General features: G+C 28.8%; 14 protein-coding genes. 8 read left to right on the top strand and 6 right to left on the bottom strand.

The genetic code is table 11. The features are described 5' to 3' along the window. The first annotated feature begins 35 nt into the window (after window positions 1-35). Both ACKGJI_RS02750 and ACKGJI_RS02745 read left to right on the top strand, forming a co-directional pair. Window positions 36-563 carry a nucleoside phosphorylase gene (locus ACKGJI_RS02750; RefSeq protein ID WP_458701029.1) on the top strand — a complete coding sequence of 176 codons (528 nt, stop codon included), beginning with the start codon at window positions 36-38 and terminating at the stop codon, window positions 561-563. Then, window positions 503-1,744 (top strand): spore photoproduct lyase family protein, encoded by a 1,242-nt coding sequence (locus ACKGJI_RS02745; protein ID WP_458701028.1) that lies wholly within the window; start codon window positions 503-505, stop codon window positions 1,742-1,744. Before ACKGJI_RS02750 ends, ACKGJI_RS02745 begins: the two co-directional genes overlap by 61 nt. On the opposite strand, the gene ACKGJI_RS02740 is transcribed toward ACKGJI_RS02745, so the two are convergent. Further along, window positions 1,734-4,001 (bottom strand): bifunctional diguanylate cyclase/phosphodiesterase, encoded by a 2,268-nt coding sequence (locus ACKGJI_RS02740; RefSeq protein ID WP_458701027.1) that lies wholly within the window; start codon window positions 3,999-4,001, stop codon window positions 1,734-1,736. The two genes, ACKGJI_RS02745 and ACKGJI_RS02740, sit on opposite strands and share 11 nt — an antisense overlap. Window positions 4,002-4,088: 87 nt before the next feature. On the opposite strand from ACKGJI_RS02740, the gene ACKGJI_RS02735 reads away from it, so the two are divergent. From ACKGJI_RS02735 to ACKGJI_RS02715, 5 genes are read left to right on the top strand one after another with little or no spacing between them, the layout of a single operon-like run. Continuing rightward, window positions 4,089-4,748, top strand: a complete 660-nt coding sequence (locus ACKGJI_RS02735) for an SDR family NAD(P)-dependent oxidoreductase (protein WP_458701026.1) — start codon at window positions 4,089-4,091, stop codon at window positions 4,746-4,748. A gap of 34 nt (window positions 4,749-4,782) precedes the next feature. Next, window positions 4,783-5,094 (top strand): hypothetical protein, encoded by a 312-nt coding sequence (locus ACKGJI_RS02730; RefSeq protein WP_458701025.1) that lies wholly within the window; start codon window positions 4,783-4,785, stop codon window positions 5,092-5,094. After that, window positions 5,084-6,271 carry an ABC transporter permease gene (locus tag ACKGJI_RS02725; protein ID WP_458701024.1) on the top strand — a complete coding sequence of 396 codons (1,188 nt, stop codon included), beginning with the start codon at window positions 5,084-5,086 and terminating at the stop codon, window positions 6,269-6,271. Before ACKGJI_RS02730 ends, ACKGJI_RS02725 begins: the two co-directional genes overlap by 11 nt. After that, window positions 6,268-6,933, top strand: coding sequence for an ABC transporter ATP-binding protein (locus ACKGJI_RS02720; protein WP_458701023.1), 666 nt, complete (start codon window positions 6,268-6,270; stop codon window positions 6,931-6,933). Before ACKGJI_RS02725 ends, ACKGJI_RS02720 begins: the two co-directional genes overlap by 4 nt. Beyond that, the gene (locus ACKGJI_RS02715; protein WP_458701022.1) at window positions 6,917-7,879 is read left to right on the top strand and encodes a hypothetical protein; all 963 of its coding nucleotides are present in this window, start codon (window positions 6,917-6,919) and stop codon (window positions 7,877-7,879) included. The genes ACKGJI_RS02720 and ACKGJI_RS02715 overlap by 17 nt, the downstream gene beginning before the upstream one ends. Here ACKGJI_RS02715 and ACKGJI_RS02710 read toward each other — a convergent pair. From ACKGJI_RS02710 to ACKGJI_RS02700, 3 genes are read right to left on the bottom strand one after another with little or no spacing between them, the layout of a single operon-like run. Next, window positions 7,874-8,218: a type II toxin-antitoxin system PemK/MazF family toxin gene (locus ACKGJI_RS02710; protein ID WP_458701021.1), complete on the bottom strand. Its 345-nt coding sequence runs from the start codon at window positions 8,216-8,218 to the stop codon at window positions 7,874-7,876. The two genes, ACKGJI_RS02715 and ACKGJI_RS02710, sit on opposite strands and share 6 nt — an antisense overlap. Beyond that, the gene (locus ACKGJI_RS02705) at window positions 8,205-8,456 is read right to left on the bottom strand and encodes a hypothetical protein (RefSeq protein WP_458701020.1); all 252 of its coding nucleotides are present in this window, start codon (window positions 8,454-8,456) and stop codon (window positions 8,205-8,207) included. The genes ACKGJI_RS02710 and ACKGJI_RS02705 overlap by 14 nt, the downstream gene beginning before the upstream one ends. 44 nt (window positions 8,457-8,500) lie before the next feature. Then, on the bottom strand, window positions 8,501-9,400 hold the full coding sequence (locus ACKGJI_RS02700) for a nitrous oxide reductase accessory protein NosL (RefSeq protein WP_458701019.1): 900 nt from the start codon (window positions 9,398-9,400) through the stop codon (window positions 8,501-8,503). Between the two features lie 85 nt (window positions 9,401-9,485). Here ACKGJI_RS02700 and ACKGJI_RS02695 point away from each other — a divergent pair, with 85 nt between their 5' ends. Then, window positions 9,486-10,148, top strand: a complete 663-nt coding sequence (locus ACKGJI_RS02695) for a nitrous oxide reductase accessory protein NosL (protein ID WP_458701018.1) — start codon at window positions 9,486-9,488, stop codon at window positions 10,146-10,148. 56 nt (window positions 10,149-10,204) lie between these two features. Here the strand turns inward: ACKGJI_RS02695 and ACKGJI_RS02690 are convergent, their stop codons facing one another. Further along, the gene (locus ACKGJI_RS02690; RefSeq protein WP_458701017.1) at window positions 10,205-10,729 is read right to left on the bottom strand and encodes a PAS domain-containing protein; all 525 of its coding nucleotides are present in this window, start codon (window positions 10,727-10,729) and stop codon (window positions 10,205-10,207) included. Beyond that, the gene (locus tag ACKGJI_RS02685) at window positions 10,730-11,239 is read right to left on the bottom strand and encodes a hypothetical protein (RefSeq protein WP_458701016.1); all 510 of its coding nucleotides are present in this window, start codon (window positions 11,237-11,239) and stop codon (window positions 10,730-10,732) included. Between the last annotated feature and the right edge of the window lies 1 nt (window position 11,240).

Here is an 11,240-nt window from a genome sequence, read left to right as displayed (position 1 = left end):
GTAGTATAATATATATACAGTAAAAGAAGGGTAAAATGACACTATTACATGTAGCGCTAAAGCAAGAAGCAAAACCTATCATAGAATTTTTCAAACTAAGATGCATACAAACAAAACCTTATAAAATTTATCAAAAAGATGATATTGTTTTGGCAATTTGTGGTATGGCTAAAGATAATACCTTATTAAATCTTAGTGATGTTTTTACAAAGTATAATTTTACAAAAGCAATTAGCATAGGAATTGCAGGTTGTAGTGATGAAAGCATCAAAATTGGAGAATTGATTTGCACAAATAAAAAGATTGAAGGCATTAAACAAGCCTCACTTTCGACTGTTGTAAAGCCTTGCGAAGATAAAAATGAAATTGATACTACGCTAGTAGATATGGAAGCTTCATATTTTTATGAAATAGCAAAGAAAAATATTTTTAAAGAAAATATATACATTTTAAAAATAGTTTCAGATTATCTTGATATAACTATCCCAAAAAAAGAGTTCGTATGGAAAATTATAGAGAAAAATTTGAAAAAAATATCACAAATACTAAATTCGACAAATTAGAAACTAAAACACAAGATTTTATAAAAACAAAAGCTTTTGAATACAAGCTTACTTTTATGGAATTGAAACAGTTGGTTGATATGAGTATCGATCTTCATATGTGGGATGAAAAGCCTCTACATGTAATATGGGAAGATTTTAAAGATAAGAAAAAAACTCTTTTACATATAAAAAGTATCTATGATGATCTTAGAGCAAAACCAAAGAGTTATAGCAATTTTAAAGCCGAAAAACCAAAAGATAATAAATTTGACTTTTTTGTGTATAAAAAAGATGAATTGGCTCTTGGAAGTTGCCCTGTCGCTAGTCCAAAGACTAGATGTTGTAATCTTATGACACTAGATGCTGTGGAGAGTTGTGGTTTTGATTGTTCTTATTGCTCTATTCAAAGTTTTTATAATGAAAATAAAATTGGATTTGATAGTGAGTTTGCAAATAAATTAAAAAATTTAAAGCTTGATCCAAATAAAAATTATCACATCGGAACTGGTCAAAGTAGTGATTCTTTGATGTGGGGAAACAAGCATGGTATATTAGAAGCACTCTTTGATTTTGCTAGAAAAAATCAGAATGTTGTCTTAGAGCTTAAAACCAAATCAGATAATATTTCTTACCTCCTTGAGAACGATGTTCCTAAAAATATATTATGTACTTGGAGCTTAAATACTCCTACTATCATACAAAATGAGGAGCATTTGAGTGCTAGTTTAGAAAAAAGAATTTCAAGTGCTAGAAAATTAGCCGATAAAGGCGTTTTAGTAGGCTTTCACTTTCATCCAATCGTTGTATATGAAAACTATTTACAAGAGTATAAAGAGGTAGTAAATACTCTTTTAAAAAATTTTAAGCCTGAAGAAGTTGTACTTGTTTCACTAGGAACTTTAACTTTTATAAAACCAGTTATCAATAAGTTAAGAAGTAGAAACTTTAAAAGTAAAATACTACAAATGCCATTAGTTGATGCTAGTGGAAAACAGTCCTATCCATTAGAGGTAAAAGAAGAAATGTTTAAAGGTGTTTATGAAGCTTTTAAAGAGTGGCACAACAAAGTATACTTTTATATGTGCATGGAAGATCAGAGTTTATGGAAAAAAGTTTTTGGGTATGAGTATGCCCACAATGATGAAATGGAGTTAGATATGATAAGCTCTTATATGAGTAAAATACATTCTAATGAGTAAGAATAAACTCTTTTAAATCGTTAATTACTAAAGGTTTAGCAAAATAATAACCTTGATACAAGTCGCAACCATACTCTTGGAGCAAATCTTTTTGCTCCTTTTTTTCAATTCCTTCAGCTAAAACATTCATATTAAGTTGCTTACCGATTAATATTATACTTTGTATCATTTTTCTAGCTCTCTCATCGCTTAAGATATCATCTACAAAGCTTTTATCTATCTTTAACTCATCGATTGGTAATTGTTTCAATAAACTCAAAGAAGAGTAACCTGTTCCAAAATCATCCAAAGAAACTTTTATCCCATCTTTTTTTAATTTATGTAAGATACCTAATACTTGCTCTAAATCTTCAATGAAAAGTGATTCTGTTACCTCTAGTGTTAGTAATGACTTGTTAAATCCATACTCATTTATATAATCAAATAGTTTTTCTTGACACTCTTTTTTGCTAAACTGTTTAACCGATACATTAATAGATAATTGAAACTCTTTTTGTAACTCATGTTGTAGATTTTTTATTTCATTTATAGAGCTTTTAAGTATATATTCACCAAGTTCTGGCATAAAACCTGTATTTTCAGCTATGCTTATAAATTCATCAGGAGGTATAAAACCTAAAGTTTTATTTTGCCACCTAACAAGAGCTTCAACTCCATGTAACTTTCCATCTTTACTAATTTGAGGTTGATAGACCATATAAATTTCATTATTTGCTAAACAAGATTTTAACTCTTTTGCAATTATAGCTTGCCTGATATACTTTTCTTCAATGCTGTCTTCAAAAATTCTATATGAATTTTTATCTTTTTTAGCTTCATAAAGTGCAAAGTCTGCATGCTTTTTAACCTCATCAAAATCCATCCCATCCTTTGGATAAAAAGCAATACCAATACTAGCACTCAAAGAAAAATTATAATCTTTCATAAAATAGCGTTCTTGGATTTTAGATATGATATCATTTGCTATTTTTTTAATCGTTGTTACGTTAACACTGTTTTTCATAAATAAAAATTCATCACTTGCATATCTTATAACCTCATCATGCCCATCTTTAAAACTATGCAACCTTTTTCCTATCTCTTTTAGAACCAAGTCTCCAACTTCTTGACCATAATTGGCATTAACATTTTTAAAATTATCTATATTGATTGAAAGTAGTGCAAATGGCTCCTTATCTTCTAAAGAGCTAAATTCACTAGAAATATAAAATCTATTTTTCAAAGATGTTAAATAATCATGCTTTGCTTGAAAATTTAATGCCTTTTTTCTTTTTAAATCAGCATAAAACATTTGCCTAAATAAAATATACAAAACACCTATTAGCAATACGGAAAATAAAACCAATAAAGTAAATTGCTTGTAAAATCCTGATATAAATACATCATAATCTATTTCAACTATTATCCACAATTTGTATTTTTTTATATATTTAGTAGATAAAATCATTTTTTTATTTCTAGTAGGAGAAAAGTAGCTAAGAGTATATACTTCTGATGATTGCATCAAGTTTTCTTTGCTTATTGCATATTCTGCTAAAAGCTTATTTTTTAACTTCTCAACCATAGTTTTCGGTACAGGAAATTCATATACATCACTAAAATTGCTTTCATTAAGTACCAACTGCCTGTAATTATCACTCTCTCTAAACATAATTACATCTGATTCAAGCATAATGTTTGAATTTTCATTTAAAACATTTAAAAATCTATCTGTTTTTATACCTGCAGTCATAACTGCTATTGCTTTGCCATTTTCATCCCTAATCGTTTTTCTAATTGGGATAAGATATGTTTTTAAGGTATGATGATAATAAGTTCTCCCTACAACCATATGATTACTTTTTAACGCTAATCCAAAAGACTCTTTTGATTCTTTTTTCTTTAAAAGATTTGGCAGTTCATTTACAGGTTTATTAATGCTTGTAACCATCAAAGCTCCATCTAAGCCTACAAGACCAAAGCCTACAATTGATGGATTTATTTTAATTAGTTTTTTTAGTTTTTCTTTGCTTTTCTTAGTGTTTTTATAATTGTCATCTAACAGTAAATCTTTTCCTAGCATATCTAGTATAATCTCATACTGGGAGAGCAATGAGTAAGTTGAATTTGCAATAAGAGCTGTCATATTTTCTTGTTTTGCTTTTTGTCTTTCATAAGTAGTATTCCATACTATGTATGTCATAATTGAAGCTATGAATACAATTAACAATGCAATAAAATTAAAAATATCCCATATATTTTTTCTTATAAAATTCAACTTTAACCTTCAATTATAGAATGTAATACTACATTTTATTTCTTTTATTATTAATCTTTGCTAAAATTTAGGTTTTAAGGATATAAAATGAAAAAAGCGTTATTGACAGGCGTAAGTAGTGGCATTGGAAAAGCAATAAAAAATGAGTTAGAAAACAATGGTTACAAAGTATATGGTATTGGAAGAAAAAATTGTGAAATTATTTGTGACTTAGAAGATTCCAAAACTTTACATGTAAAGATTAAAGAATTTTTAAAAACGACAGATATTGACTTACTTATAAATTGTGCAGGAGTCGGAGTTTTTGAGCCTCACGAAGAGATTAGTTTTAAAAAAATTGAAGAACTAATAAGCGTAAATCTAAAAGCACCTATACTTCTTTCTAATTTATGTTTAAGAAGTCTTAAAAAAACAAAAGGACAAATTATCAACATAAGCTCCATTGAAGCCACTCGCCACTCAAAATTTTCAGCACTTTATAGTGCTACTAAAAGTGGGCTTAGAGATTTTAGCTTAGCTCTGTTTGAAGAGGTACGAAAAAGTGGAGTTAGAGTAACTAGCATAAATCCTGATTTAACAAAAACAGCCTTTTTTGATGATTTAAAGTTTGAGCCAAGTGATGATAAAGAGTGCTTTATAGAACCAGAAGAAGTAGCCAAAATGGTTTGTGATTTAATAGACTCTTCTTTTGTTACAACTGATATCACTATAAGACCTCAAAAACTAGGAATTAAAAAGAAAATTTAACACTAATCTAACACTATTTTACTATAATAGATATATGGATAAAACAAGCAAAATATTTATAATTACTCTTTTAGGATTGATTTGTACATTGGTATTTCAAGTTTTTTACATGTACAAAAAAAATGCTTTACATGTAGAAGAAAAAAATCGATTCGTGAGACTTGTAAAACTTCCTGATCTTGCTATTAGCAATAGTGCAAATTTTATAAGGCATAGAAGTTTAGCTGATACTTTTTCACTATTTAGCAACTCACCTGAATTGTTAGAATATTTTCCTTCAACCTTTACTTATAATTATTCACCAATACAGTATAAAAACCCATCAAGGATTGAACTTGAAAAATAAATTAAATCTTTTTTTACTAGGATATGCACTTAATTCACTCTTTAGGTCAAAAACAAAAAGCTTTTTTACACTTTTTATCTTTACAGCTCTTATTTTTATACTCTCTAGCATTCTTTTTATCTCAAATTCGATGAAATATGAACTCTCTTTGAGTCTAAAATCGCTTCCTCAAATCATAGTACAAAAAATACAAGCTGGAAGACACGCCAATATTGAATTGAAAAAAGTTGATAAGCTCTTAGAAATACATGGTGTTAGTAGTGCAATTCCAAGAATTTGGGGGTATTATTACTTTGATAAGGCTGGAGTTAATTTTAGTGTTGTTGGAATTGATGAGTATGATAAACAATATAAAAAAAGTTTTGAAGGGGTTGTAGAACAAATTGATTTTGAAAAATTAAAACAAAAAGATTCTATGGTAGTTGGAGTAGGAGTAAAAGATATACTTTCAAAAAACTATTATAAAACATACTTTAACTTTATCAAACCAGATGGCTCACTAAAAAAAGTTCATATAGCTTCAACTTTTAAAGATTCAACTTCACTAGAATCAAACGATATCATACTTATGCCAAAAGATTTGGCTAGAAAAATTTTTGGAATCAACAAAAATGAAGTAACTGACATCGTCTTAAAAGTTTCAAATGAAGTAGAAATCCCAACAATTGCTCAAAAAATTAAATACATGTATCCTGATAGCAGAGTTATAACAAATAGTGATTTAAGAGTTAGTTATCAAAATATATTTGATTATAAAACAGGTTTATTTTTAGCACTTTTTGTGATTAGCACCTTTACATTTTTTATGATAATCTATGATAGAGCAAGTGGATTAAGTAGCGAAGAAAAAAGAGAAATAGGCATACTAAAAGCCCTTGGTTGGACTATGGATGATATACTAAAAGAAAAATTTTATGAAAGTTTTATCATCTCTTTTGTTGCATTTGTTTTAGCCCTAATTTTTTCAATATTTTTTGTCTATACTCTAAATGCTCCAATTCTTAGAGAAATTTTTACTGGTTATTCAAGATTGAAGCCATCTTTTGATTTACCTTTTGTGATTGATTTTTCAACAATTGCATTGCTGTTTTTTCTAAGCGTTCCACTCTATATAGCTTCGATTATAGTGCCTTCTTGGAAAATAGCTTCAAAAGATGCTGATGAGGTGATGAGATGATAGAGTGCAAAAATCTAACTAAAATTTACAAAGATGTAAAAGCTTTAAATGATGTAAGCTTTACATGTAAAAAAGGCGAAGTGATAGTTTTAAAAGGAAGTAGTGGAAGTGGAAAGAGTACTCTTTTGTCATTGATTGCAGGTCTTGCAAAGCCAACTTTTGGAGAAGTTATCATCAAAGGTAAAAGAATCTCAAAAATGCCAGATAATTTTGTAGCTCTATTTAGAAGAGAAAATCTTGGTTTTATTTTCCAAAGGTATAACCTCATACCAAATTTAAGCGTATTTGATAATATCATAACACCACTAATCCCTTCAAACCCTGATGAAAAAACGATAGAAAAAGAGGTAAATAGGTTACTTTTAATGCTTGGAATAAAAGATAAAAAAAATACCATTGTAAAAAATCTATCTGGAGGAGAACAACAAAGAGTAGCAATAGCTCGCTCACTCATAAACAACCCAAGCATAATCATTGCCGATGAGCCAACAGCAAACTTAGATGAAAAACTCTCACTAGAATTTATAAAAACTATAAAAGAGCTAAAAAACGATTCAAGAACGATTATCATAGCAACTCACGATCCGCTATTTTTTGAACTTGATTTTGTAGATAGAATTATAACTATGAAAAATGGAAAAATCGATGAATCTAACTCCTGAAATCATAGCTATCTTAACACTTGATATTGTATTTTTTGTTTTTGGAATTTTCGCTTTTTTTATCAGCTTGCAAATAGTAAAAAACTGGGATTTAAACAAAACTACACAGTACCAATACAAGCTTGAGAAAAAATCAATCCTAGTCGCTACCATCATCAAATACATTTTTTTACTAAAAATTCCTCTTTTTGTATTTTTTGTTTTTACAGCTGATAAAATTTCAAATGTAATAACTGGAGCAATGTGTGCGGCTGGAGTTGTAAACTCTGTTAGCTTTGGTTTACCTCTTTTTGTTTTTAAAATTATAAATTTATTTATTTTTGGTTTTTGGATAGCACTGCATAAACTAGATATGAACAATGAAAGTTTAAAATTTACAAAGCTAAAGTTTTATATCTTCATAGCAGCATTTATACTTTTAATCCTTGAAATTTGGTATGAGCTTTCATTTTTTATGGCACTTGATGTTGATAAAATCGTAAGTTGTTGTGGTACACTTTTTAGTGTAGCTAGTAGTTCTAGTATATCAATTATTTTTTCAATTCCAAATAGTGTAGTTGTTACAGTTTTTTATATAAGTTTAGCTAGTATCATAATCGGATATTTTATAAAGAATGAGCTATTTTTTGTTATTTCAAATCTTTTGTTTTTTATCATATCTATCATATCTTTGATACTATTTTTTGGAACATATATTTACGAACTTCCAACTCATCACTGTCCATTTTGTTTTTTACAAAAAGAATATCACTATGTAGGATATCTTCTTTATGCAACACTTTTTGCAGGAACTTTTAGTGGAATCAGTGGAGGAATTTTATCTTTGCTAGAAAAAAACTACCCTAAGAAATACTTTTTTTATTCACTCTTATTTAATCTAGCCTATTCTTTTATCATAACTGCTTATGTTTTGGTGTATTATCTTAAAAATGGTGTGTGGCTATAAGTTTAGCATCATTTTTATCCCATACTCTACTTTTTCTAGTTCTTCTTGGGTGAGTGAAGAAATTTTTTTTATGATTCTTGTTTTAGATAGACTTCTTAATTGCTCTATCATAATATCACTATCTTTTTCCAATAAATCTCTTTTTTTGATTCGTATCCTAAGTGGCTCTGAATCATCTATCAAATTTGTAGTAAGTGCAACTACGCTTACTAAATCCAAAATTTCATTTAAGCTACTATCTGAAACTATAACTGCTGGTCTTACTTTGCCTATTTCTTCAGCCTTTTTTTGAGGATTAAAATTTACTAAGACTATATCTCCACGATTATAATCCATCATCAGTGCTCTCTTCCAATTTTAAATTTTCCTCAATAGCACTATCTTTTATCTTTCTTGCACTTTTTAATAATTCTTGCTTTCTTTTATATTCAAAAAATTCTTTTGCTAAATCAATACCTAGATATACTCCAAGTTCTTTGTGAGCTCTTTTATCTTCTACTATAAAGCTATCTTTTTTATCTATTTTCAAAAGTGATGGATTTCTTACGATATCTCTTGCGCCATATGTCGTATTCATTGTCACTCCTTTGTCAAATATTATAACAACAAATCAACAATTTGTCAAAATTCTCCATGATCAAGAGCATAAGGCATTTTTTTTGTTATTTCGCTAAATTTTAAGATTTTTTTACCTCTGTGATCTTTTAAAAAGTTTTTTGCATCTCTTAAACTCTCAAATGGAACAAACTCATGCCCCATAGGTCCGTACTTATCACTTCCTACTACATAGTATGCCTTTGTACCATCAATCGCTACCATTGAGTAATAATCACTTACTAAAATCTTTTGTATTCCATCTTTATGATCAAAATACCACTTCATCAAATCTTTTACACCATCAAAGGAGAAATGTTTATCTTTATAATAAATTTGCGCTGCCCATTTTGGATACTTATAAACATACATTCCGCAAACTGGACACTTTTCATGTTCATTTACATGTAACCTACTCTCTTTTGTCATAGCTCCATCATCTCTTAAAATATCCCACATGTAAAGTGCAACTGCTTGAAGATGAGTTTCATCAGATATCTTACAAGTTGATTGTAACTCTTCTTTCAAATCTGCTATGTTGATAAAATCTTCAACATCTATCTCTTTGTTTTGACATTTTTTTTGATAAATTTTTTTACCCATTGGGTAGTATCTTTTTTTATTTATCTCTTTTTGAATTTGCTTGTACTCACCAAGTTTTAGTTTAGCTATACGAAGCTCTTTTTCACTTACTTTTACATAACTTTTTAATTTTGTGTCATATTTTTTAATGTCATATAAACCTAAGTTTTTCATGTCTTCTAAAAGAGCATATACATTTGCGTATACTCTTATCTTATCATTTGATTGCAATTTTGCCTGATAAGAGCTATCTAAGTTATCTGCAATTTTTAAACCACTAACACTACACCAAGGAGAGGCATAAACAAAAACCGAAATCATTATAGTTAAAATTATTTTTTTCATAAATTTATTCTATCTTATAAGTGTTAATTTTACATAAAATTAACACTCTTTAGATAAAATATTTCAAATTAATAGGAGGATTTAAATGAGAAAAATTTTTTTAGGTTTTTTTGCATTAACTTTGATGCTTAGTGCGGGAAATTTTAGGGCTGTTCCTATGGATAAAGCTGAGATTTTGCAATCGGGTAAAACAAAAATGTTTTGTAATGTTTGTGGTATGACTCTACCTATGTTTTATAAAACAAACCATGCTGCAGACATTGATGGTAAAACTCACCAGTACTGCTCAATTCACTGCATGTTTGAAGAAGCGATGAGCAAAGGTGTTGAAGTTAAAAACCCAAGAGTTGTAGATAATGACACTCTAAAATTTATGGATGCTACAAAAGCATACTATGTTGTTGGCTCAAAACAACCTGGAACTATGTCAGCAGTTAGCAAATATGCATTTGGTACAAAAAGTGGAGCCGAAAACTTTGTTAAAAAATTTGGTGGTAAAATTATGAGTTTTAACGAAGTTGCAACTTTAGTCAAGAAAAATCTTAAAAAAGAGATTGCTATGATTAAAAAGCGTCAAGCAAAAGCGGCAAAAAAAGGAATGAAAATTTACAATGAAATGTGTAAAAAAACTGATAAAAGATTTGACAATCCAGCATTGGCAAAATCTTATATAAAAATGAATAAACTTTGTGGTAAATTAAAAGGAAAACCACTACAACAAGTAGCTCTTTACCTATCAAATAGATAAAAACCTTACGTAAAACATTAATCCTAAAGAGGTAGCTCTTTAGGATTTACTTCTTTCTAATAAAACCTATATATTTCTTCCATAAGATTATCTACAGTTATATGCTCACCCTTGCTCTTTAAAAAATCATCTAAATATATCTCACTTTGTACAATATCTTCAAGCGATTCAATCTCAACTAGTCTTTTATATAGTGGTTCAAGCACTTCGGTTACATGTTTTGAAGTAGCTTTCCTATAAGCCTTATATCCTACTATCTCTTTAGTATTTATATCTCTAATGGTTTCAAAATGAGTAAATACCCAATAATATCTTCCATCTTTTGCTAAGTTTTTTATGACTGCTAGTATATTTTTACCAAATTTTATCCTCTCCCAAAGAAGTTTAAAAACAACTTTTGGCATATCAGGATGTCTTACAATGTTGTGTGGTTGACCTATTAGTTCTTCTACACTATATCCTGAAATTTCAGCGAAGTAATCGTTACAAAAAGTGATGATTCCTCTTGTGTCTGTTTGAGATTCTATGTATTTTGTTCTATCTAAAATAATCTCTTCATCTATTGGAGTTGGTCTTTGCATCTAGTTTTCCTTTAGTGAAGAAAGTATTTTCTTCCTGATTTTTGGATTTGTCATATTTTCTCCTCTTAGCATCCTTAATTTCATCTCTTCATAATCTATAAAACCATCTTTTTTATTCTCATACGCTCCAAAACCATATCTCATCGGAGTTGCATCACTTATACTAAAATATGCATCTTCTACATGTAGCCATTTTTTTGTATCAACTGTATAAACCCAAAATACTCTATCTTTCGCATAATCTCTATGAGAATCGAGCCATAAAACTGCACATCCAGGGTCATCAAAAAAATGTGTTTTATTGTCACTTGTTACTATTTGAGCTGTATATTTTTTACCAACAATGAACATATTGCACTGAGGACATTGAACCGTATTGTCTTTAATCTCTAATGGAATCTTTTTTTCATTTATAGTTTCAGTTGGATTTGCATTAGTTACATTTGCATAATAAAATATCCCAATTAACGCTACTATTGGAAAAAGTATCAAAATAGCCTTTTTTATCATA

Source organism: Sulfurospirillum sp. 1307 (assembly GCF_054408545.1).
This window is presented reverse-complemented; position numbering and strand designations above follow the sequence as displayed.

Excerpts from the sequence above, each read along its gene's own strand:
- ACKGJI_RS02750 (WP_458701029.1), top strand. The coding sequence starts at position 36 with ATGACACTATTACATGTAGCGCTAAAGCAAGAAGCAAAACCTATCATA.
- ACKGJI_RS02745 (WP_458701028.1), top strand. The coding sequence starts at position 503 with ATGGAAAATTATAGAGAAAAATTTGAAAAAAATATCACAAATACTAAA.
- ACKGJI_RS02735 (WP_458701026.1), top strand. The coding sequence starts at position 4,089 with ATGAAAAAAGCGTTATTGACAGGCGTAAGTAGTGGCATTGGAAAAGCA.
- ACKGJI_RS02730 (WP_458701025.1), top strand. The coding sequence starts at position 4,783 with ATGGATAAAACAAGCAAAATATTTATAATTACTCTTTTAGGATTGATT.
- ACKGJI_RS02720 (WP_458701023.1), top strand. The coding sequence starts at position 6,268 with ATGATAGAGTGCAAAAATCTAACTAAAATTTACAAAGATGTAAAAGCT.
- ACKGJI_RS02715 (WP_458701022.1), top strand. The coding sequence starts at position 6,917 with ATGAATCTAACTCCTGAAATCATAGCTATCTTAACACTTGATATTGTA.
- ACKGJI_RS02710 (WP_458701021.1), bottom strand. The coding sequence starts at position 8,218 with ATGATGGATTATAATCGTGGAGATATAGTCTTAGTAAATTTTAATCCT.
- ACKGJI_RS02705 (WP_458701020.1), bottom strand. The coding sequence starts at position 8,456 with ATGAATACGACATATGGCGCAAGAGATATCGTAAGAAATCCATCACTT.
- ACKGJI_RS02700 (WP_458701019.1), bottom strand. The coding sequence starts at position 9,400 with ATGAAAAAAATAATTTTAACTATAATGATTTCGGTTTTTGTTTATGCC.
- ACKGJI_RS02695 (WP_458701018.1), top strand. The coding sequence starts at position 9,486 with ATGAGAAAAATTTTTTTAGGTTTTTTTGCATTAACTTTGATGCTTAGT.
- ACKGJI_RS02690 (WP_458701017.1), bottom strand. The coding sequence starts at position 10,729 with ATGCAAAGACCAACTCCAATAGATGAAGAGATTATTTTAGATAGAACA.
- ACKGJI_RS02685 (WP_458701016.1), bottom strand. The coding sequence starts at position 11,239 with ATGATAAAAAAGGCTATTTTGATACTTTTTCCAATAGTAGCGTTAATT.